Source organism: Streptococcus downii (assembly GCF_004353325.1).
Classification (GTDB): Bacteria; Bacillota; Bacilli; order Lactobacillales; family Streptococcaceae; genus Streptococcus; species Streptococcus downii.
This window is the reverse complement of sequence record NZ_MZNX01000006.1, coordinates 213408-235352: the sequence shown is the minus strand read 5'-3', so window position 1 is coordinate 235352 and position 21945 is coordinate 213408. Positions and strand designations below refer to the sequence as shown.

At 40.9% G+C, this 21945-nt stretch carries 33 protein-coding genes; all 33 read left to right on the top strand.

All coding sequences use genetic code 11. From position 1 onward, the window contains the following. Positions 1-9 precede the first annotated feature (9 nt). The 33 genes from rpsC (at position 10) to E2R31_RS02875 (ending at position 21422) form a co-directional block, all read left to right on the top strand. Entirely contained in the window at positions 10-663 is a 654-nt protein-coding gene (rpsC, locus tag E2R31_RS03035; protein WP_132972747.1) for a 30S ribosomal protein S3, read from the top strand. A 3-nt stretch (positions 664-666) separates the two neighbouring features. Further along, complete coding sequence (gene rplP / locus E2R31_RS03030; RefSeq protein WP_000960946.1) at positions 667-1080, top strand: 50S ribosomal protein L16; 414 nt, start codon at positions 667-669, stop codon at positions 1078-1080. A 9-nt stretch (positions 1081-1089) separates the two neighbouring features. Next, positions 1090-1296 carry a 50S ribosomal protein L29 gene (rpmC, locus tag E2R31_RS03025; RefSeq protein ID WP_000772918.1) on the top strand — a complete coding sequence of 69 codons (207 nt, stop codon included), beginning with the start codon at positions 1090-1092 and terminating at the stop codon, positions 1294-1296. 24 nt (positions 1297-1320) lie between these two features. Beyond that, a complete protein-coding gene (gene rpsQ, locus E2R31_RS03020; protein ID WP_000440801.1) occupies positions 1321-1581 on the top strand; it encodes a 30S ribosomal protein S17 in 261 nt (86 codons plus the stop codon). A gap of 25 nt (positions 1582-1606) precedes the next feature. Further along, positions 1607-1975 (top strand): 50S ribosomal protein L14, encoded by a 369-nt coding sequence (rplN, locus tag E2R31_RS03015; protein ID WP_000616545.1) that lies wholly within the window; start codon positions 1607-1609, stop codon positions 1973-1975. 182 nt (positions 1976-2157) lie between these two features. Then, on the top strand, positions 2158-2463 hold the full coding sequence (gene rplX, locus E2R31_RS03010; RefSeq protein ID WP_000497691.1) for a 50S ribosomal protein L24: 306 nt from the start codon (positions 2158-2160) through the stop codon (positions 2461-2463). A gap of 23 nt (positions 2464-2486) precedes the next feature. After that, positions 2487-3029: a 50S ribosomal protein L5 gene (gene rplE / locus E2R31_RS03005; RefSeq protein WP_000013542.1), complete on the top strand. Its 543-nt coding sequence runs from the start codon at positions 2487-2489 to the stop codon at positions 3027-3029. 17 nt (positions 3030-3046) lie between these two features. Then, complete coding sequence (locus E2R31_RS03000) at positions 3047-3232, top strand: type Z 30S ribosomal protein S14 (RefSeq protein WP_001085697.1); 186 nt, start codon at positions 3047-3049, stop codon at positions 3230-3232. A 212-nt stretch (positions 3233-3444) separates the two neighbouring features. Next, positions 3445-3843: a 30S ribosomal protein S8 gene (gene rpsH, locus E2R31_RS02995; protein WP_000245504.1), complete on the top strand. Its 399-nt coding sequence runs from the start codon at positions 3445-3447 to the stop codon at positions 3841-3843. Between the two features lie 187 nt (positions 3844-4030). Beyond that, complete coding sequence (rplF, locus tag E2R31_RS02990) at positions 4031-4567, top strand: 50S ribosomal protein L6 (RefSeq protein ID WP_132972745.1); 537 nt, start codon at positions 4031-4033, stop codon at positions 4565-4567. An 83-nt stretch (positions 4568-4650) separates the two neighbouring features. Beyond that, entirely contained in the window at positions 4651-5007 is a 357-nt protein-coding gene (rplR, locus tag E2R31_RS02985) for a 50S ribosomal protein L18 (protein WP_004251098.1), read from the top strand. A gap of 17 nt (positions 5008-5024) precedes the next feature. After that, positions 5025-5519: a 30S ribosomal protein S5 gene (rpsE, locus tag E2R31_RS02980; RefSeq protein ID WP_000874204.1), complete on the top strand. Its 495-nt coding sequence runs from the start codon at positions 5025-5027 to the stop codon at positions 5517-5519. 13 nt (positions 5520-5532) lie between these two features. Next, positions 5533-5715 (top strand): 50S ribosomal protein L30, encoded by a 183-nt coding sequence (gene rpmD / locus E2R31_RS02975; protein WP_000057241.1) that lies wholly within the window; start codon positions 5533-5535, stop codon positions 5713-5715. A 144-nt stretch (positions 5716-5859) separates the two neighbouring features. After that, positions 5860-6300 carry a 50S ribosomal protein L15 gene (rplO, locus tag E2R31_RS02970; RefSeq protein ID WP_000766092.1) on the top strand — a complete coding sequence of 147 codons (441 nt, stop codon included), beginning with the start codon at positions 5860-5862 and terminating at the stop codon, positions 6298-6300. A gap of 11 nt (positions 6301-6311) precedes the next feature. Continuing rightward, positions 6312-7622, top strand: a complete 1311-nt coding sequence (gene secY, locus E2R31_RS02965; protein ID WP_000465381.1) for a preprotein translocase subunit SecY — start codon at positions 6312-6314, stop codon at positions 7620-7622. Between the two features lie 147 nt (positions 7623-7769). After that, on the top strand, positions 7770-8408 hold the full coding sequence (locus E2R31_RS02960) for an adenylate kinase (RefSeq protein ID WP_001050433.1): 639 nt from the start codon (positions 7770-7772) through the stop codon (positions 8406-8408). Positions 8409-8524: 116 nt separating this feature from the next. After that, on the top strand, positions 8525-8743 hold the full coding sequence (infA, locus tag E2R31_RS02955) for a translation initiation factor IF-1 (protein WP_001029883.1): 219 nt from the start codon (positions 8525-8527) through the stop codon (positions 8741-8743). A gap of 24 nt (positions 8744-8767) precedes the next feature. After that, positions 8768-8884, top strand: a complete 117-nt coding sequence (rpmJ, locus tag E2R31_RS02950; RefSeq protein WP_001808836.1) for a 50S ribosomal protein L36 — start codon at positions 8768-8770, stop codon at positions 8882-8884. 17 nt (positions 8885-8901) lie between these two features. Further along, the gene (gene rpsM / locus E2R31_RS02945; protein ID WP_000090781.1) at positions 8902-9267 is read left to right on the top strand and encodes a 30S ribosomal protein S13; all 366 of its coding nucleotides are present in this window, start codon (positions 8902-8904) and stop codon (positions 9265-9267) included. Between the two features lie 17 nt (positions 9268-9284). Beyond that, on the top strand, positions 9285-9668 hold the full coding sequence (gene rpsK / locus E2R31_RS02940; RefSeq protein WP_001118385.1) for a 30S ribosomal protein S11: 384 nt from the start codon (positions 9285-9287) through the stop codon (positions 9666-9668). 42 nt (positions 9669-9710) lie between these two features. Further along, positions 9711-10646, top strand: coding sequence for a DNA-directed RNA polymerase subunit alpha (locus E2R31_RS02935; RefSeq protein WP_132972743.1), 936 nt, complete (start codon positions 9711-9713; stop codon positions 10644-10646). Between the two features lie 11 nt (positions 10647-10657). Continuing rightward, positions 10658-11044, top strand: a complete 387-nt coding sequence (gene rplQ / locus E2R31_RS02930; RefSeq protein WP_000331495.1) for a 50S ribosomal protein L17 — start codon at positions 10658-10660, stop codon at positions 11042-11044. 264 nt (positions 11045-11308) lie between these two features. Then, entirely contained in the window at positions 11309-11575 is a 267-nt protein-coding gene (locus tag E2R31_RS02925) for an ACT domain-containing protein (RefSeq protein WP_000644108.1), read from the top strand. Between the two features lie 9 nt (positions 11576-11584). After that, positions 11585-12922: a PFL family protein gene (locus E2R31_RS02920; protein WP_000354878.1), complete on the top strand. Its 1338-nt coding sequence runs from the start codon at positions 11585-11587 to the stop codon at positions 12920-12922. 236 nt (positions 12923-13158) lie between these two features. Beyond that, positions 13159-13851 carry a histidine phosphatase family protein gene (locus E2R31_RS02915; RefSeq protein WP_132972741.1) on the top strand — a complete coding sequence of 231 codons (693 nt, stop codon included), beginning with the start codon at positions 13159-13161 and terminating at the stop codon, positions 13849-13851. A gap of 159 nt (positions 13852-14010) precedes the next feature. Further along, the gene (leuS, locus tag E2R31_RS02910) at positions 14011-16512 is read left to right on the top strand and encodes a leucine--tRNA ligase (protein WP_132972739.1); all 2502 of its coding nucleotides are present in this window, start codon (positions 14011-14013) and stop codon (positions 16510-16512) included. Between the two features lie 173 nt (positions 16513-16685). Further along, positions 16686-17099, top strand: a complete 414-nt coding sequence (locus E2R31_RS02905; RefSeq protein ID WP_042902989.1) for a YjdF family protein — start codon at positions 16686-16688, stop codon at positions 17097-17099. Between the two features lie 494 nt (positions 17100-17593). After that, the gene (locus tag E2R31_RS02900; RefSeq protein ID WP_042902988.1) at positions 17594-18460 is read left to right on the top strand and encodes an ABC transporter ATP-binding protein; all 867 of its coding nucleotides are present in this window, start codon (positions 17594-17596) and stop codon (positions 18458-18460) included. Next, positions 18460-19302 (top strand): ABC transporter permease, encoded by an 843-nt coding sequence (locus E2R31_RS02895; RefSeq protein ID WP_042902987.1) that lies wholly within the window; start codon positions 18460-18462, stop codon positions 19300-19302. The genes E2R31_RS02900 and E2R31_RS02895 overlap by 1 nt, the downstream gene beginning before the upstream one ends. A gap of 18 nt (positions 19303-19320) precedes the next feature. Next, positions 19321-19776, top strand: coding sequence for a LytTR family DNA-binding domain-containing protein (locus E2R31_RS02890; RefSeq protein ID WP_000701938.1), 456 nt, complete (start codon positions 19321-19323; stop codon positions 19774-19776). Between the two features lie 9 nt (positions 19777-19785). Continuing rightward, positions 19786-20205 (top strand): DUF3021 domain-containing protein, encoded by a 420-nt coding sequence (locus E2R31_RS02885; RefSeq protein WP_000825486.1) that lies wholly within the window; start codon positions 19786-19788, stop codon positions 20203-20205. Positions 20206-20298: 93 nt separating this feature from the next. Beyond that, entirely contained in the window at positions 20299-20994 is a 696-nt protein-coding gene (locus tag E2R31_RS02880) for a GNAT family N-acetyltransferase (protein WP_132972737.1), read from the top strand. An 11-nt stretch (positions 20995-21005) separates the two neighbouring features. Then, positions 21006-21422 (top strand): GNAT family N-acetyltransferase, encoded by a 417-nt coding sequence (locus E2R31_RS02875; RefSeq protein WP_084948359.1) that lies wholly within the window; start codon positions 21006-21008, stop codon positions 21420-21422. Positions 21423-21945 lie beyond the last annotated feature (523 nt).

The window sequence follows — 21945 nt, the reverse complement described above, 5'->3', positions numbered from 1 at the left end:
GGTAACATCGTGGGTCAAAAAGTACATCCAATTGGTATGCGTGTCGGCATCATCCGTGATTGGGATGCCAAATGGTATGCTGAAAAAGAATACGCGGATTACCTTCATGAAGATCTTGCAATCCGTAAATTCGTTCAAAAAGAACTTGCTGACGCAGCAGTTTCAACTATCGAAATTGAACGCGCAGTAAACAAAGTTAACGTTTCACTTCACACTGCTAAACCAGGTATGGTTATCGGTAAAGGTGGTGCTAACGTTGATGCACTCCGTGCAAAACTTAACAAATTGACTGGAAAACAAGTACACATCAACATCATCGAAATCAAACAACCTGATTTGGATGCTCACCTTGTAGGTGAAGGAATTGCTCGTCAATTGGAGCAACGTGTCGCTTTCCGTCGTGCACAAAAACAAGCAATCCAACGTGCAATGCGTGCTGGAGCTAAAGGAATCAAAACTCAAGTATCAGGTCGTTTGAACGGTGCAGATATTGCCCGTGCTGAAGGATACTCTGAAGGAACTGTTCCACTTCACACACTTCGTGCAGATATCGATTACGTTTGGGAAGAAGCAGATACTACATACGGTAAACTTGGTGTTAAAGTATGGATCTACCGTGGTGAAGTTCTTCCAGCTCGTAAAAACACTAAAGGAGGTAAATAACCAATGTTAGTACCTAAACGTGTTAAACACCGTCGTGAATTCCGTGGAAAAATGCGCGGTGAAGCAAAAGGTGGAAAAGAAGTAGCATTCGGTGAATACGGTCTTCAAGCTACAACTAGCCACTGGATCACTAACCGCCAAATCGAAGCTGCTCGTATCGCCATGACTCGTTACATGAAACGTGGTGGTAAAGTTTGGATTAAAATCTTCCCACACAAATCATACACTGCTAAAGCTATCGGTGTGCGTATGGGATCTGGTAAAGGGGCACCTGAAGGTTGGGTAGCACCAGTTAAACGTGGTAAAGTGATGTTCGAAATCGCTGGTGTATCTGAAGAGATCGCTCGCGAAGCGCTTCGTCTTGCAAGCCACAAATTGCCAGTTAAATGTAAATTCGTAAAACGTGAAGCAGAATAAGGAGAAGGCATGAAACTTAATGAAGTAAAAGAATTTGTTAAAGAACTTCGTGGTCTTTCTCAAGAAGAACTCGCGAAGCGCGAAAACGAATTGAAAAAAGAATTGTTTGAACTTCGTTTCCAAGCTGCTACTGGTCAATTGGAACAAACAGCTCGCTTGAAGGAAGTTAAAAAACAAATCGCTCGTATCAAAACAGTTCAATCTGAAGCGAAATAATAGACTAGGGAAGGAGAAATTTCAATGGAACGCAATAATCGTAAAGTTCTTGTTGGACGTGTTGTATCTGACAAAATGGACAAGACAATCACAGTTGTAGTTGAAACAAAACGTAACCACCCAGTCTATGGTAAACGTATTAACTACTCTAAAAAATACAAAGCACATGATGAAAACAATGTTGCCAAAGAAGGCGATATCGTACGTATCATGGAAACTCGTCCGCTTTCAGCTACAAAACGTTTCCGTCTTGTAGAAGTTGTTGAAGAAGCGGTCATCATCTAATCAAACCTGAAAGGAGAAAACTGAAATGATTCAAACAGAAACTCGTTTGAAAGTCGCAGACAACAGCGGTGCGCGCGAAATCTTGACTATCAAAGTTCTTGGTGGTTCAGGACGTAAATTTGCAAACATCGGTGATGTTATTGTGGCATCTGTAAAACAAGCTACTCCTGGTGGTGCGGTTAAAAAAGGTGACGTTGTAAAAGCTGTTATCGTTCGTACTAAATCAGGTGCTCGTCGTGCTGATGGTTCATACATCAAATTTGACGAAAACGCAGCAGTTATCATCCGTGAAGATAAAACTCCTCGCGGAACACGTATCTTTGGCCCAGTTGCACGCGAATTGCGTGAAGGTGGCTTCATGAAGATCGTGTCACTTGCTCCAGAAGTACTTTAATTGATTGCTCAATGAAAATTAAAACAAGTCTAGGAAGTGAGACGAAAGCATAACTTAAGTTAGGTGAGTTGAAACTGACGAAGAATTGCTTTGATTTTCGCAGAGTAAAAACAAACAAACTAGTCCCCTAGCTTTGAGCTAGGGTGCCCTTATGGGCGTAAGAAAAATCAAGGAGAAACCTAATGTTTGTAAAAAAAGGCGACAAAGTTCGCGTAATCGCTGGTAAAGATAAGGGAACAGAAGCTGTTGTCCTTACTGCTCTTCCAAAAGTAAACAAAGTTATCGTTGAAGGTGTTAACATCGTTAAGAAACACCAACGTCCAACTAACGAGCTTCCTCAAGGTGGTATCATCGAGAAAGAAGCAGCTATTCACGTATCAAACGTTCAAGTATTGGACAAAAATGGTGTAGCTGGTCGTGTTGGTTACAAATTTGTAGACGGTAAAAAAGTTCGCTACAACAAAAAATCAGGCGAAGTGCTTGATTAATCACGAAGGAAAGGAGAAGTATAATGGCAAATCGTTTAAAAGAAAAATATCTTAATGAAGTAGTTCCTGCTTTGACAGAACAATTCAACTACTCATCAGTGATGGCTGTGCCTAAAGTAGATAAGATCGTTTTGAACATGGGTGTTGGTGAAGCTGTATCAAACGCTAAAAGTCTTGAAAAAGCTGCTGAAGAATTGGCACTTATCTCAGGTCAAAAACCACTTATCACTAAAGCTAAAAAATCAATCGCCGGCTTCCGTCTTCGTGAAGGTGTAGCGATCGGTGCAAAAGTTACCCTTCGTGGTGAACGTATGTACGAATTCTTGGACAAATTGGTTTCAGTTTCACTTCCACGTGTGCGTGACTTCCACGGTGTTCCAACAAAATCATTTGATGGACGCGGGAACTACACACTTGGTGTGAAAGAACAATTGATCTTCCCAGAAATCAACTTTGATGACGTTGACAAAACTCGTGGTCTTGACATCGTTATCGTAACAACTGCTAACACTGACGAAGAGTCACGTGCATTGCTTACAGGCCTTGGAATGCCTTTTGCAAAATAATATAGGAGGTAAATCTAATGGCTAAAAAATCAATGATTGCTAAGAACAAACGTCCAGCGAAGTTCTCTACTCAAGCTTATACTCGTTGTGAAAAATGTGGTCGTCCACATTCAGTTTACCGCAAATTTAAACTTTGCCGTGTTTGCTTCCGTGAATTAGCTTACAAAGGACAAATTCCTGGTGTAACAAAAGCATCTTGGTAATATCATGATACAAAGAGCGTAACAACCACAGCAAAAATAGGAAATTTGGTGAAGGAGCGATGCTCCAAAACAAATTTATCTTTTTTGCACAGGTTGTAGCTCGTGTTCAAATAAGAGTTCTCTCATTTGAATGTGTCAATACTATCTGAGCCTAGCTCAATCATTAACTAGCAAGTGCGACTTGCAAACTACTAGTAAGAGGAGAATAAAAAATGGTTATGACTGACCCAATCGCAGACTTCCTAACTCGTATTCGTAACGCTAACCAAGCAAAACACGAAGTACTTGAAGTACCTGCATCAAACATCAAAAAAGGGATTGCTGAAATCCTTAAACGCGAAGGTTTTGTTAAGAACGTAGAAATCATTGAAGATGACAAACAAGGCATCATCCGTGTATTCCTTAAATACGGACCAAACGGTGAAAAAGTTATCACTAACTTGAAACGTGTTTCTAAACCAGGACTTCGTGTCTACAAAAAACGTGAAGACCTTCCAAAAGTTCTTAACGGACTTGGAATTGCTATCCTTTCAACTTCTGAAGGTTTGCTTACTGATAAAGAAGCACGCCAAAAGAATGTTGGTGGAGAAGTTATCGCTTACGTTTGGTAATATTTAGCTCCCAATTTCTTTGTGACTCTTCGTTATCGTCTCTTGCCTAACCCAAAGTTATGCCTGCGAGACGATGCCTAGATTCACTTTGAAATTGAAACCTAAATGTTCCTTTAAATCGAGAAATCGATTTAACCCCGTGAAAACTGGCCATTATGGCCTGACAATCTAACAGGAGAAAATAAACATGTCACGTATTGGTAATAAAGTTATCGTGTTGCCTGCTGGTGTTGAAATCACTAACAATGACAACGTTGTAACTGTAAAAGGACCTAAAGGAGAACTTACTCGTGAGTTCTCAAAAGATATTGAAATTCGTGTGGAAGGCACTGAAGTAACTCTTCACCGTCCAAACGATTCAAAAGAAATGAAAACAATCCACGGAACTACTCGTGCCCTTTTGAACAATATGGTTGTTGGTGTATCAGAAGGGTTCAAGAAAGAACTTGAAATGCGCGGGGTTGGTTACCGTGCACAGCTTCAAGGAAACAAACTTGTTTTGGCTGTTGGTAAATCACATCCAGATGAAGTTGAAGCTCCAGCAGGAATTACTTTTGAACTTCCAAACCCAACGACTATCGTTATCAGCGGAATTTCAAAAGAAGTAGTTGGTCAAACAGCTGCTTACGTACGTAGCCTTCGTTCACCAGAACCATACAAAGGTAAAGGTATCCGTTACGTTGGCGAATATGTTCGTCTTAAAGAAGGTAAAACTGGTAAATAATGTTGAGTGGTTGATTTTCAACCACCAACCTCATTACCAACTTTGTGCATAGCACACGATTTAAAATTAAAGAGGTGAAAACTGTGATTTCTAAACCAGATAAAAACAAACTCCGCCAAAAACGCCACCGTCGCGTTCGCGGAAAACTCTCTGGAACTGCTGATCGCCCACGTTTGAACGTATTCCGTTCTAATACAGGCATCTACGCTCAAGTGATTGATGACGTAGCGGGTGTAACGCTCGCAAGTGCTTCAACTCTTGACAAAGAAGTTTCAAAAGGAACTAAAACTGAACAAGCCGTTGCTGTCGGTAAACTCGTTGCAGAACGTGCAAGTGCTAAAGGTATTTCAGAAGTGGTGTTCGACCGCGGTGGATATCTATATCACGGACGTGTGAAAGCTTTGGCTGATGCAGCTCGTGAAAACGGATTGAAATTCTAATAGGAGGACACTAGAAAATGGCATTTAAAGACAATGCAGTTGAATTAGAAGAACGCGTAGTTGCTGTCAACCGTGTTACAAAAGTTGTTAAAGGTGGACGTCGTCTTCGTTTCGCAGCTCTTGTTGTTGTTGGTGACCACAATGGTCGCGTAGGATTTGGTACTGGTAAAGCTCAAGAAGTTCCAGAAGCAATCCGTAAAGCAGTAGAAGATGCTAAGAAAAACTTGATTGAAGTTCCTATGGTTGGAACAACAATCCCACACGAAGTTCTTTCAGAATTTGGTGGAGCTAAAGTATTGTTGAAACCTGCTGTAGAAGGTTCTGGAGTTGCCGCTGGTGGTGCAGTTCGTGCCGTTGTGGAATTGGCAGGTGTGGCAGATATTACATCTAAATCACTTGGCTCTAACACTCCAATCAACATTGTTCGCGCAACTGTTGAAGGTTTGAAACAATTGAAACGCGCTGAAGAAGTTGCTGCCCTTCGTGGTATCTCAGTTTCTGATTTGGCATAAGAAAGGGGATAAAATGGCTCAAATTAAAATTACTTTGACTAAGTCTCCAATCGGACGCATTCCATCACAACGTAAAACTGTTGTAGCACTTGGACTTGGCAAATTGAACAGCTCTGTTATCAAAGAAGACAACGCTGCTATCCGTGGTATGATCACTGCAGTATCTCACTTGGTAACAGTTGAAGAAGTAAACTAATGAATTTTTAGGGGATGTGGCAATACTCATCCCCTAAAACTAGGTATAGTCATCTAAGATGACGATGTATAGGCGAGTTGATAAGGGAGACAACCTTTTCTCTCTTATCGGCGCTAGCATTTTACAAAAGAGGAGAAAATAATAATGAAACTTCATGAATTGAAACCTGCAGAAGGTTCTCGTAAAGTACGTAACCGTGTTGGTCGTGGTACTTCATCAGGTAACGGTAAAACATCTGGTCGCGGTCAAAAAGGTCAAAAAGCTCGTAGCGGTGGCGGAGTTCGCCTTGGTTTTGAGGGTGGACAAACTCCATTGTTCCGTCGTCTTCCAAAACGTGGATTCACTAACATCAACGCTAAAGAATATGCAATTGTAAATCTTGATCAATTGAACGTTTTTGAAGATGGTACTGAAGTTACTCCAGTTGTTCTTATCGAAGCAGGAATTGTAAAGGCTGAAAAATCAGGCGTTAAAATTCTTGGTAATGGTGAGTTGACTAAGAAGTTGACTGTGAAAGCAGCTAAATTCTCAAAAACAGCTGAAGAAGCTATCACTGCTAAAGGTGGTTCAGTAGAAGTCATCTAGAGAGGTGACCTATGTTTTTTAAATTATTAAAAGAGGCCCTCAAGGTTAAGAAAGTACGATCAAAAATTCTCTTTACGATTTTTATCATACTTGTCTTCCGTATCGGGACTAGTATTACTGTACCAGGTGTGAATGCAAAAAGTCTGGAAGCTTTGAGTGGATTATCCTTCTTGAACATGCTTAGTTTAGTTTCAGGGAATGCCATGAAGAACTTTTCGGTTTTTGCACTCGGTGTGAGTCCATATATCACAGCTTCCATCGTTGTTCAATTGCTACAAATGGATATTGTTCCAAAGTTTGTAGAGTGGGGCAAGCAGGGGGAAGTAGGACGGAGAAAGATAAACCAAGCGACTCGTTATATTGCGCTTGTACTTGCGTTTGTGCAATCAATCGGAATCACTGCTGGTTTTAATACTCTATCTGGTGCAAAATTATTAACGACAGATCTAACCCCTCAAGTCTTTGTTACGATTGGTATTATCCTGACTGCAGGTACTATGATTGTTACTTGGCTAGGGGAGCAAATCACTGATAAGGGATATGGTAACGGGGTGTCTATGATTATCTTTGCTGGGATTGTGGCTTCAATTCCAGAGATGATTCATGGCATCTACGTGGACTATTTTGTCAATATTCCAAGTGATCGGTTGACGTCATCTATTATATTTGTCGTTATTCTCATTATCGCTGTTTTGTTGATTGTTTACTTTACAACATATGTACAACAGGCAGAATATAAAATTCCAATCCAATATACAAAAGTTGCTCAAGGTGCCCCATCCAGTTCTTACCTTCCTTTGAAGGTCAATCCTGCTGGTGTTATCCCAGTTATCTTTGCAAGTTCGATTACGGCAGCTCCTGCGGCTATTCTTCAGTTTGTCAGCGCTATGGGGCTTGATTGGACTTGGGTACGTACAGCACAAGAAATGCTTGCGACAACATCTCCAACAGGTGTTGCCATGTATGCACTGCTGATTATTCTCTTTACATTCTTCTATACATTTGTACAGATCAATCCAGAGAAAGCAGCAGAAAACTTGCAAAAGAGCGGAGCCTATATCCACGGTGTCCGTCCTGGTAAGGGAACGGAAGAGTTTATGTCAAAACTTCTTCGTCGCCTTGCAACCGTCGGTTCCCTTTTCCTTGGTGTGATTTCAATCTTGCCGATTGTAGCAAAAGATGTCTTTGGGCTCTCAGAAGCGGTTGCTTTTGGGGGAACTAGTCTTTTGATCATTATTTCGACAGGTATCGAAGGAATCAAACAGCTAGAAGGTTACCTATTGAAACGTAAGTATGTTGGTTTCATGGACAAAACAGAATAAAAGCAAGATTACTTTTGCTTAGGGAGTGGAGTATGAAGGTCTATCTAGAAAGATAGATTTTCATCTCCCCTCTTCTATTTTGTTTTTTAATAGGGGTTGAAATAAGTTTTCTGCTTCTATTTAAATACAAAATAAGGAGATCCTATCATGAATCTTTTGATTATGGGCTTACCTGGAGCAGGTAAGGGAACGCAAGCAGCTAAAATTGTGGAACAATTCCACGTGGCACACATTTCAACTGGAGATATGTTCCGTGCTGCTATGGCAAATCAAACCGAAATGGGTGTACTTGCGAAGTCATATATTGACAAAGGTGAGTTGGTTCCAGATGAAGTTACAAATGGAATTGTTAAAGAACGCCTTTCACAGGATGATATCAAAGAAACAGGTTTCTTGTTGGATGGTTACCCACGCACCATTGAACAAGCCCATGCTTTAGACAAAACATTGGCTGAACTTGGTATTGAACTTGAAGGTGTGATTAATATCGAAGTGAACCCAGATTGTCTCTTGGAACGTTTGAGCGGCCGTATTATCCACCGCGAAACAGGTGAAACCTTCCACAAAGTTTTCAACCCACCAGTTGACTACAAAGAAGAAGATTATTACCAACGTGAGGATGACAAACCTGAGACAGTGAAGCGTCGTTTGGATGTCAATATCGCTCAAGGTGAACCAATCATTGCTCACTACCGTGCTAAAGGATTAGTCCACGATATCGAAGGAAATCAAGATATCAACGATGTGTTTAAAGACATCGAAAAAGTATTGACAAATTTGAAATAAAGCGTTTTTCACACTTGCAAAAAATCGTTACAAATGTTATACTGAGATAGTCTGACTTATAATTGTTGTCTCTGTGTCTAGAGGCATCAAATCGAAATTTATGGAGGTGCTTTTGCGTGGCAAAAGACGATGTGATTGAAGTTGAAGGCAAAGTAGTCGATACAATGCCTAACGCAATGTTTACGGTTGAACTTGAAAATGGACATCAGATTTTAGCAACAGTTTCTGGTAAAATTCGTAAAAACTATATTCGTATTTTAGCGGGAGATCGTGTTACTGTCGAGATGAGTCCATATGACTTGACACGTGGACGTATCACTTACCGCTTTAAATAATCGAAAAACTTGGAGGGATAAGAAATGAAAGTAAGACCATCGGTCAAACCAATTTGCGAATACTGTAAAGTAATTCGTCGTAATGGTCGTGTTATGGTAATTTGCCCAGCAAATCCAAAACACAAACAACGTCAAGGATAAGATAGAAAGGAGAAAACATGGCTCGTATTGCTGGAGTTGACATTCCAAATGACAAACGCGTAGTAATCTCATTGACTTACGTTTATGGTATCGGACTTGCAACATCTAAGAAAATCTTGGCTGCTGCTGGAATCTCAGAAGATGTTCGTGTACGTGACCTTACATCAGATCAAGAAGATGCTATCCGTCGTGAAGTGGATGCAATCAAAGTTGAAGGTGACCTTCGTCGTGAAGTAAACTTGAACATCAAACGTTTGATGGAAATCGGTTCTTACCGTGGTATTCGTCACCGTCGTGGACTTCCTGTCCGTGGACAAAACACTAAAAACAACGCTCGCACTCGTAAAGGTAAAGCTGTTGCGATTGCTGGTAAGAAAAAATAATATAGGAGGTAAAAGTCTTGGCTAAACCAACACGTAAACGTCGTGTGAAAAAGAATATCGAATCTGGTATTGCTCATATTCACGCTACATTTAATAACACTATTGTTATGATTACTGATGTGCATGGTAATGCAATCGCTTGGTCATCAGCTGGTGCTCTTGGTTTCAAAGGTTCTCGTAAATCTACACCATTCGCTGCTCAAATGGCTTCTGAAGCTGCTGCTAAATCTGCACAAGAACACGGTCTTAAATCAGTTGAAGTTACTGTAAAAGGTCCAGGTTCTGGTCGTGAGTCAGCTATTCGTGCGCTTGCTGCCGCTGGTCTTGAAGTAACAGCAATTCGTGATGTGACTCCAGTGCCACACAATGGTGCTCGTCCTCCAAAACGTCGCCGTGTATAATCATTGCATTACACTGCTTTTCGTTTAAGAGGGAGTAACTAAATGATCGAGTTTGAAAAACCAAATATAACAAAAATTGATGAAAATAAAGATTATGGCAAGTTTGTAATCGAACCGCTTGAACGTGGCTACGGTACAACTCTTGGTAACTCTCTTCGTCGTGTACTACTAGCTTCTCTACCAGGAGTAGCAGTGACATCTATCAACATTGAAGGTGTCTTGCATGAGTTCGACACAGTTCCAGGTGTTCGTGAAGACGTGATGCAAATCATTCTGAACATTAAAGGGATTGCAGTGAAATCATACGTTGAAGACGAAAAAATCATTGAGCTTGACGTTGAAGGTCCTGCTGAAATTACAGCTGGAGACATTTTGACTGACAGTGATATTGAGATTGTAAATCCAGATCATTATCTCTTTACAATCGGTGAAGGTTCTTCTCTAAAAGCGACAATGACTGTTAACAGTGGTCGTGGATATGTACCTGCTGATGAAAACAAAAAAGATAATGCACCAGTTGGAACACTTGCTGTAGATTCTATTTATACACCAGTTACAAAAGTCAACTATCAAGTAGAGCCTGCTCGTGTAGGTAGCAATGATGGATTTGACAAATTAACCCTTGAAATCTTGACTAATGGAACAATTATTCCAGAAGATGCTTTAGGGCTTTCAGCACGAATCTTGACAGAACATCTTGATTTGTTTACAAATCTTACTGAGATTGCTAAGTCAACTGAAGTGATGAAAGAAGCTGATACTGAATCTGACGATCGTATTTTGGATCGTACGATTGAAGAACTGGACTTGTCTGTGCGTTCATACAACTGTTTGAAACGTGCCGGTATCAACACTGTGCATGATTTGACAGAAAAATCTGAAGCAGAGATGATGAAAGTACGAAATCTTGGACGCAAGAGTTTGGAAGAAGTGAAACTCAAACTCATTGACTTGGGTCTTGGATTAAAAGATAAATAAAGGAGGAATACATGGCTTACCGTAAACTAGGACGCACTAGCTCACAACGTAAAGCAATGCTTCGCGATTTGACAACTGACCTTTTGATCAATGAATCAATCGTGACAACTGAAGCTCGTGCTAAAGAAATCCGTAAAACTGTTGAAAAAATGATTACTCTAGGTAAACGTGGTGATTTGCATGCACGTCGTCAAGCAGCTGCTTTCGTACGTAATGAAATCGCATCTGAAAACTATGATGAAGCAACTGATAAGTACACTTCTACTACAGTACTTCAAAAATTGTTCTCAGAAATCGCGCCTCGTTATGCTGAACGTAACGGTGGATACACTCGTATCCTTAAAACTGAACCACGTCGTGGTGATGCTGCACCAATGGCGATCATCGAATTAGTATAAAATCATCAATTTTGTTGAGTGTTATGATGATGGAGTCTTGTGCTCTTAGTCTAGCTCTGGTCTACCGCTGGGACTTCGGTTCTAGCGGGAACACTCATCATCATTTGATAGGGTAGACGCTTGTTTACGAAATTGTTTTTTTGTTTAAGAACAACTTCGTAAGCAGGCGTTTTTTAGTATTTTCTATGGAAATATGCTATACTAGGGAAAAAGAATATCAAAAACGTTCAGGTTTTCTAAAAATCGTAGAAATGGGGTATAAGCATGAAGGCTATTATTACAGTGGTTGGCAAGGACAAGGCTGGTATTGTTGCAGGGGTGTCTACGAAGATTGCAGAGTTGGGTTTGAATATTGATGATATTTCTCAAACAGTACTGGATGAGTATTTCACCATGATGGCAGTCGTATCAAGTGATGAAAAACAAGATTTTACCTCTCTCAGAAATGAGTTTGAAACTTTCGGTCAGACCTTGAATGTTAAAATCAATATTCAAAGTGCAGCGATTTTTGATGCTATGTATAATATCTAGGAGGTTATCATGGATATTAGACAAGTTACTGAAACCATTGCCATGATCGAAGAGCAGAACTTTGATATCAGAACCATTACCATGGGCATTTCCCTTTTGGACTGTATTGATCCAGACATCGAACGTGCTGCTGAAAAAATTTACCAAAAAATCACAACTAAAGCTGCAAATCTAGTGGCTGTAGGAGATGAAATTGCTGCAGAACTTGGGATTCCTATTGTCAATAAACGAGTATCGGTGACTCCGATTTCTCTGATTGGGGCAGCGACTGATGCGACGGACTATGTCGTTTTGGCAAAGGCACTTGACAAGGCTGCCAAGGAGATTGGTGTTGACTTTATCGGTGGTTTTTCGGCCTTGGTACAAAAAGGCTACCAAAAAGGAGATGAAATCCTCATCAATTCTATCCCGCGAGCTCTAGCTGAGACAGACAAGGTTTGTTCGTCTGTCAATATCGGCTCAACCAAGTCAGGCATCAACATGACTGCGGTCGCAGATATGGGACGTATTATCAAGGAAACAGCGAGCTTATCGGATATGGGAGCTGCCAAGTTGGTCGTATTTGCTAACGCCGTTGAGGATAATCCTTTTATGGCGGGAGCCTTCCACGGTGTCGGTGAAGCAGATGTTATCATCAATGTCGGGGTTTCTGGTCCGGGAGTTGTCAAGCGTGCCTTAGAAAAAGTTCGTGGACAGAGCTTTGATGTAGTAGCGGAAACAGTCAAGAAAACAGCCTTCAAGATTACTCGTATCGGTCAATTGGTTGGGCAAATGGCTAGCGAGAGACTTGGTGTTGACTTTGGAATTGTCGACCTAAGTTTGGCACCTACTCCTGCGGTTGGTGATTCTGTGGCACGTGTCCTTGAGGAAATGGGGCTAGAAACAGTTGGTACGCATGGAACGACGGCTGCTCTCGCTCTTTTGAATGACCAAGTTAAGAAGGGCGGAGTGATGGCTTGTAACCAGGTCGGTGGTTTGTCAGGTGCTTTTATTCCCGTTTCTGAAGATGAGGGTATGATTGCTGCGGTACAAAATGGCTCTCTGAATTTAGAAAAACTAGAAGCCATGACGGCTATCTGTTCTGTTGGGTTGGATATGATTGCCATTCCAGAAGATACGCCTGCTGAGACCATTGCGGCTATGATTGCGGATGAGGCGGCAATCGGTGTTATTAACATGAAAACAACGGCTGTCCGTATTATTCCAAAGGGCAAAGAAGGCGATATGATTGAGTTTGGTGGCTTGCTAGGAACAGCTCCAGTTATGAAAGTCAATGGAGCTTCGTCTGTCGATTTCATCTCTCGCGGTGGGCAAATCCCAGCTCCAATCCATAGTTTTAAAAATTAATAAAAAAGCGAGAGGATTTAAGTTGAGTTTAAGGATGACTGTGTATACTATAATCATTAAATAAAGATCTCCTAACTTTATTTAATTAGAATCCTAAACTTTTTCATAATAATCTCCTAGGAAAGCTACCGTTAGGGTAGCTTTTCTTGTGGGAAAATTACGAAAGCGGGCTTTACTGTTGAAAGCCGAATATTTTTTTGTTCCATGATATAATAGAAGAAAATGGAGGATAGAAAATGTCTAAAGTAAGATTGTACTTGGTCCGTCATGGAAAAACGATGTTTAACACGATTGGACGTGCTCAAGGGTGGAGTGATACACCTCTGACAACAGAAGGTGAGTTGGGAATCCATGAGCTGGGAATTGGCTTACGAGAGTCTGGTTTGCAGTTTGACCGAGCTTATTCTAGTGATTCAGGGCGAACTATTCAGACCATGGGAATTATTCTTGAAGAACTGGGCTTGCAAGGGAAAATCCCTTATCGAATGGACAAGCGCATCAGAGAGTGGTGTTTTGGTAGTTTTGATGGGGCCTATGATGGAGATCTCTTTATGGGCTTGATTCCGAGAATTTTCAATGTAGACCATGTTCATCAGTTGTCCTATGCAGAGCTAGCAGAAGGTCTAGTTGAGGTTGATACTGCAGGCTGGGCAGAAGGTTGGGAAAAACTCAGTGGTCGAATCAAGGAAGGTTTTGAAACGATTGCCAAAGAAATGGAAGAACAAGGTGGGGGCAATGCTCTCGTTGTGAGCCATGGAATGACGATTGGTACCATTGTATATCTGATCAATGGCATGCATCCGCATGGTCTCGATAATGGTAGCGTGACCATTCTTGAATATGAGAACGGCCAGTTTACGGTCCAAGTTGTCGGCGACCGTAGTTATCGGGAGCTGGGACGTGAGAAGATGGAAGAAATAAAAAATTGATAGAAGTTAGCTCCGATTAGGAGCTAATTTTTTTCCTGTTAAATAAGGTGGATTTGCGACTCAGTATTTCTTGTTATCCAAGTCTAAAAGAACATTTCTCGTCTTTCAAATTCCCTCAAAAATGGTATAATAGTAACATCACAAAATTGGAGAGAGACCATGAGTTTTTACAATCATAAAGAAATTGAGCCTAAGTGGCAAAAATACTGGGCTCAACATCATACATTTAAGACAGGAACAGATGCCTCAAAACCGAAGTTTTATGCGCTTGACATGTTCCCTTACCCGTCTGGAGCAGGTCTGCACGTAGGACACCCAGAAGGTTATACAGCAACGGATATTCTCAGCCGTTACAAACGTGCGCAAGGCTACAATGTCCTTCACCCAATGGGCTGGGATGCTTTTGGTTTGCCAGCTGAGCAGTACGCTATGGATACGGGGAATGACCCGGCAGAGTTTACAGCGGAAAACATTGCCAACTTCAAACGTCAAATCAATGCGCTTGGATTCTCTTACGACTGGGATCGTGAAGTCAACACAACAGATCCAAACTACTACAAGTGGACACAATGGATTTTCACTAAGCTTTACGAAAAAGGCTTGGCCTATGAAGCCGAAGTGCCAGTAAACTGGGTGGAAGAGTTGGGAACAGCCATCGCCAACGAAGAAGTCCTTCCTGACGGAACTTCTGAGCGTGGAGGCTACCCCGTTGTCCGCAAACCAATGCGCCAATGGATGCTCAAAATCACTGCCTATGCGGAGCGCTTGCTCAATGACTTGGATGAACTTGATTGGCCAGAGTCTATCAAGGACATGCAACGCAACTGGATTGGCAAATCAACTGGTGCTAATGTCACCTTCAAAGTGAAAGGGACTGACAAGGAATTCACCGTCTTTACCACTCGCCCTGACACCCTTTTTGGTGCAACCTTCACTGTTTTGGCTCCTGAGCATGACTTGGTTGATGCTATCACAAGTCCAGAGCAAGCTGAGGCAGTAGCTGACTACAAACACCAAGCTAGTCTCAAGTCTGACTTGGCTCGTACCGACCTTGCCAAGGAAAAAACTGGTGTTTGGACGGGTGCTTATGCCATCAATCCTGTCAATGGCAAGGAAATCCCAATCTGGATTGCAGACTATGTTCTTGCTAGTTATGGAACAGGTGCTGTCATGGCCGTGCCTGCCCATGACCAACGTGACTGGGAATTTGCCAAACAATTTGGTCTTCCAATCGTCGAAGTGCTTGAAGGTGGAAATGTAGCAGAAGCTGCTTACACAGAAGATGGTCTTCATGTCAATTCAGACTTCCTAGATGGCCTTAACAAAGAAGACGCAATTATTAAAATTGTGGCTTGGTTGGAAGAAAAAGGTTGTGGTCAAGAGAAGGTTACCTACCGTCTCCGCGACTGGCTCTTTAGCCGTCAACGTTACTGGGGGGAGCCAATTCCAATCATTCATTGGGAAGATGGGACTTCAACAGCTGTTCCAGAAAGTGAATTACCACTTGTCTTGCCAGTAACAAAGGATATTCGCCCTTCAGGTACTGGTGAAAGCCCGTTGGCTAACTTGACTGACTGGTTGGAAGTGACGCGTGAAGATGGCGTTAAAGGTCGTCGTGAAACCAACACCATGCCACAATGGGCTGGTTCAAGCTGGTACTACCTCCGCTATATTGACCCACATAACACAGAAAAATTGGCTGATGAGGACCTCCTCAAACAATGGTTGCCAGTAGATATCTATGTGGGTGGTGCAGAGCATGCCGTTCTTCACCTGCTCTATGCTCGTTTCTGGCACAAATTCCTCTATGACCTCGGTGTTGTTCCGACTAAGGAACCATTCCAAAAACTCTTTAACCAAGGGATGATTTTGGGAACAAGCTACCGTGACCACCGTGGAGCTCTTGTAGCGACTGACAAGGTTGAAAAACGTGACGGTTCTTTCTTCCATGTGGAAACAGGAGAAGAGTTGGAGCAAGCACCAGCTAAGATGTCTAAATCTCTCAAGAACGTTGTCAATCCAGACGATGTGGTGGAACAATACGGCGCTGACACCCTTCGTGTCTATGAAATGTTCATGGGACCACTCGATGCCTCTATCGCTTGGTCAGAAGAAGGTCTGGAAGGAAGCCGTAAATTCCTCGACCGTGTTTACCGTTTGATTACAAGTAAAGAAATCGTTGCGGACAACAATGGTGCTCTTGACAAGATCTATAACGAAACTGTTAAGGCTGTAACTGAGCAAATCGAATCCATGAAATTCAACACAGCAATTGCCCAACTTATGGTCTTTGTCAACGCTGCCAACAAGGAAGACAAACTCTATGTAGACTACGCCAAAGGCTTTATCCAATTGATTGCCCCATTTGCACCTCACTTGGCAGAAGAACTCTGGCAAACAGTTGCAGCAACAGGTGAATCCATCTCTTACGTGGCTTGGCCAACATGGGACGAAAGCAAATTGGTTGAAGACGAAATCGAAATCGTCGTTCAAATCAAAGGAAAAGTCCGTGCCAAACTCATGGTCGCTAAAGACCTGTCACGCGAAGAATTGCAAGAAATCGCTCTAGCGGATGAAAAAGTTAAAGCAGAAATTGACGGTAAGGAAATTGTCAAGGTGATTGCGGTACCTAACAAACTCGTCAATATCGTTGTTAGATAAGAAATGAATCCTTCAGAGTAGAATCTGGAGGATTTTTAAATTGGATTATGCTATAATAGTCCCAACTAAGATAAAAACACAGTTCTGGTTGGTAGTCCAGACGTAGGCAAGCCTATCAGTAACCTTCCTCCTTGGTTGTCCATTCTTAGGGATAGATTTAAGGAGGTGCTGTCATGGAAATCGTTTCAATTGGCTTGACAGTTTATTTTGAAGATGGTTTTTGGCATGGATTGTTTGAACAAGAGTACGAGGGAACTTATCAAGTTTGTCGAGTGACATTTGGTCAGGAACCAAAAGAGGATGAAATTTTGAAACTTTTACAGACTCAGTTTGTTCGGTTGTCTTTTAGTCCAGAGGCAACAGTCAAACAGCATGTGAAGATTAAGAATCCGAAGCGTCTGCAGCGAGCTGTAAAGAAACAGGTGAAGCAGAAAGTTTCTTCTAAGTCACAAGAGCTCTTGCAGTTGCAGTATGACGAACGAAAAAAGTATTCAAAACAACAGTCTAGTCTCCAAAAGCAATTGCTCAAGCAAGAGAAATTTGAACGCAAACAGCAAAAACGTAGAGAGAAGCACAAGGGTCACTAGTGACTCTCTCTTTCATAAAAAAGAACAGCTCTTCTTGGATAACAAGAGCTGTTTTTGCTTGTATTGAAGATTTCTTTCCTAATAGATAGACTTATCGTTAATGGCAGTTTCAAATTTAGGACCATACTTGCTTGCTTCAAATTCAATCCTGCCCCATTCAGCATTTTCATTTTACTAGAAGGGAGTGTGTGCCATTATTTCTGATTCATTTTTTATTGTTTGGTTTAGCGAGAACAATACTATTGACTCCTGGATTTTTCTGCCGGATGCTATAAAACATCTCTTTTATAGCGTATGTTTAAAAATATAATGTATGGTTGTAAGTGTTTTTCAACTTCCTCTAGTGATTCGATAGGAGAAAAACGAGCCTGCTCTACTTTAATTTAACCCCCATTATTTTACCACTTGGCCTTTCATTTTAACTGCTTATCTCAAAAGTCGATTTTTCTTTCATTCTTTTTGTTAAACTAGTGTGGTTAAGAGGAGGAAAAAATATGATTTTACAAGCGAAACATTTGACTAAACGGTACGGCAATCACATGGCTGTCGATGATATTCAGTTAGAGTTTGAAAAAGGAAGTTTCAATGCTATTTTGGGACCCAATGGTGCAGGGAAATCAACCACTATTTCCATGTTAATCGGTTTGAAAAATCCGACACAAGGTCAGATTCGATATGCGCCAAATACGAAAATCGGAGTGGTTTTTCAAGCTAGTGTACTGGATGAGATGTTGACGGTTAGGGAAAATCTCACGATTCGTGCTCAACAGTATAAGGAGATTGCGGCAAGTCGTGTGGATGATTTGATCCATCAACTGGGTTTGACTGCTTTCCAGAAACAACTCTATGGAACCTTGTCAGGTGGGCAAAAACGTCGGGTTGATATTGCGCGTGCTCTTCTTTCGCGACCAGATATTCTTTTCTTGGATGAACCAACGACAGGTCTTGATATTCAAACTCGCAAATCCATCTGGGATCTACTGTATCGACTACAAAAGGATGAAGGGATGACTATTATCTTAACGACTCATTATCTGGATGAAGCAGATGAAGCGGATCAGATCTATATCGTTGATCATGGGAAAGTGATTGCGCAAGGTTCTGCGATTGCTATTAAAAGTCAGTATGCATCTAATATCCTAAAAATTCGTTTTAAGGAAATGAAGGATCTAGAAAAATTGCTACAGACTGGAATGACAGTCGAGGAAGAAAATGAGATGGAATATCTTTTTTATCCAAGGACATCACAGGAAGCCATTGAATATTTGGCAAAAGTTCGAGAAGAAATTGATTCTTTTGAGTTTCGTTCGGGTACTATGGATGATGCCTTTATTGCACTTACAGGAAGAGAGGTTCGCTAATGCTAGCTTTATTGAAACGGAATTTTATCTTATATTTTCGTAATCGTTCGGGAGTATTTTTCTCATTATTGGGGGCATTGATTTCCTTCCTCCTTTATATCATTTTTTTGCAGAAGAATTTGACGGATTCTTGGTCCCAACTCCCTAATAGTACGAACCTTTTAAATAACTGGCTGATGGGTGGGACGTTGGCTGTGACTGGGATGACAACCAGTTTTACGGCTCTTAAACAAATGGTACAGGACCGCGAAAATCAAGTGGATCAAGATCTCTTCTTGACTGATTTAGGCAACTGGGGCTTACAGGCGTCCTATCTAATCAGTAGTATTGTCATTTCTTTTGTCATGCAGGTGTTTATGTATGCTGTTATGAGTTTTTATTTTAAAGAGAGCCCAGTTATCAGCCATTTACCGGAAATCGCTTTGATTATGTTGTTAAGCAGTCTGCTTTCAAGTTTGGTAAATGTTCTCTTGATTTACCGTTTTCAATCTGTAGATAGCCTTGGTAAACTGGCAACGATAGTGGGAACTGCTTCTGGATTTTTAGTAGGAACTTATATCCCCATTGGAGTATTACCTGATTCTGCACAGCTTTTCATGAAATGTACCCCTGCCACTTATATTGCTTCTCTCTATCGACAAGTCTTAATGAAAGAGCGATTAGAGACCGCATTTTCAGGAAATAACAGTCTGTTACAGGAATTTCAAGAAAAAATGGGAATCCAAATCAACTGGCAAGAACTATTGACAAAGGAAGAAACATACTTTATAGTGGTTATTATCAGTCTCGTCGCTATTCTTCTTTGGATGTTATTTGTTAAAGTGTTTAGCAAGAGAAAATAAAGATGTATTGGAGAGAAAATGAAGATTCGTTTTGAAATGAAGACAGAGTTTTCAGAAAAAGACCCACACATTTTAATTCAGGCAGCTCAGTTAACTGACCAAGCAAGAGAAGTCATGGAGTATTTAGAACAATTTTCAACGACTAATCAGGTGGTCATTCCTATTCGAACGGATGATCATCTGGTTATGGTGAAAATTGAGGATCTTATTCTAGCAGATATCGATAAGAATTTGTTGACCATTTATACGGTAGATGGGATTTATAAAACTAAGGAAACATTGACAAACTTTCAGAATCGAATTAATCGACGTAACTTTATACAGATATCACGTCATTCAGTTATAAACATTGACCATTTAGAGTCATTATCGGATAGCTTTTCAGGGAACATGATGGCTAAAATGACTCGGGGTATCAAATCGAGTGTGAGTCGGAAATACGTTAAGTCCTTAATGGATTATCTAGGTTTATAGGAGAAAATCATGAAGCGATTGATTGCTTATTTTGTATCGGGAATGCGGACGGCCTCATTTGTTTATTTGAGTTTGGTGTTATTGGCGCAGTTTTATTCAGGTATTACCTATCCTGCACCAACGACAAAAAATATTCTAGCTTTGTTTTTGATGAGTGGAATTATGGGGGTATTGACCTTAATCCTTGAAAGGCTAGAGTTTCTTGCTTATAGTATGCGTGTAGGAGTTCATTTGTTAGCGACAGCTACTATTTTAGTATTGACCTACCTATTTTTTGGCTGGGGTTCGGCATTGTTGAGTCCCTTGCTGTGGTTCTTTTTCTTATTAATTTATGGACTGATATGGTTGTACCAGATCTGGCAAACTCACAAGCTCACCCAACGAATTAATCAAGCCTTAGAAGATAAAAGAAAGAAAACGAATCACTAATGTAGTGAGTGGATGAGGTTTGAGGAGAGTGCTAGTTTCCATATAGAGCAAATTATGATATAGTATTCTCAGCGTAAAACAAGGAGAAAAACGATGCCAGTAAATGAATATGGTCAGATGATTGGTGAGTCAATGGAAGGTTATACATCTGGTGAATTGCCTGCTATTGATTTCTTAGAAGGGCGTTATGCTCGGATAGAGGCTCTTTCAGTGGAAAAGCATGCGGAGGATTTGCTAACTGTTTATGGTCCAGATACACCTCGGGAGATGTGGACCTACCTCTTTCAGGAGCCGGTGGCAGATATGGAGGAACTGGTTACCGTCTTAAATCAGATGTTAGCTCGTAAGGACCGTTTTTACTATGCGATTATAGACAAGGCAACTGGTAAGGCTTTGGGGACTTTTTCTCTCATGCGTATTGACCAGAATAACCGAGTAATAGAAGTGGGAGCTGTCACTTTTTCTACAGAACTCAGGGGAACACGTATAGGGACAGAGGCTCAATATCTCCTAGCTCGCTATGTTTTTGAGGAGATTAACTATCGTCGCTATGAGTGGAAATGCGATGCTCTAAATCTGCCATCAAGACGAGCTGCGGAACGTTTGGGCTTTGTCTATGAAGGGATCTTCCGTCAGGCAGTCGTTTATAAGGGACGTACACGTGATACGGATTGGCTCTCTATGATTGATAAGGACTGGCCTCAAGTTAAAGCTCGTTTGGAAGCATGGCTGGCTCCTGAAAATTTTGATAAAAATGGACGGCAGTACAAGAGCTTGAGAGAATTCTGAGAGGTATTGAGATGATGACTATTAGAAGGCAAGAAATTGTTAAGCTAGAGGATGTTTTGCATCTCTATCAGGCAGTTGGATGGACAAATTATACACATCAACCTCAGATGTTGAAGAAAGCCTTGTCTCACTCCTTAGCAATTTATCTGGCACTTGATGGTGATGCCGTGGTGGGCTTGGTCCGTTTAGTCGGAGATGGTTTTTCATCGATTTTTGTCCAGGATTTGATCGTTTTGCCTAGCTATCAGCGCCAAGAGATTGGTAGCAACTTGATGAAAGAGGCTTTAGGTGACTTCAAAGATGCCTATCAAGTCCAACTAGTGACCGATCAGACAGAAAAAACCTTGGGATTCTATCGATCTCTGGGATTTGAAACCTTATCTACTTATGACTGTACAGGAATGATTTGGGTGGATCGAAAAAGATAAAAAAATATTTTTTCTTAAGTAAAGTTTAAGTATCCTCTTGTATCATATAGTTATTAAATAAAGACCTCCTAATACTCTTCGAAAATCTCATCAACCTTCGTTAGAGTCGACTTAGCTAACTATAGTTATGCTTGCGCCTATCTGCCTAGTCTGATTTCGATTTTCATTGAGTACCCTTTATTTAATGAAATCCCAAACTTTTCTTTTTCATCATAATCTCCTAAAGAAGTCACCCAATCAGGTGGCTTTTTTATGACTTGGGGAGGAAAAATCCATTTGAAAAAAATTTTTTAAAAAATAATAAATCAGAGAAAAAGTTAAGTTAGCTTTAAGATTCATCTTGTATTATATAATCATTAAATAAAGACCTCCTAATACTCTTCGAAAATCTTACCATACTTCGTTAGAGTCGACTTAGCTAACTATAGTTATGCTTGCGTCTATCTGCCTAGTCTGATTTCGATTTTCATTGAGTACCCTTTATTTAATGAAATCCTAAACTTTTCTTTTTCATAATAATCTC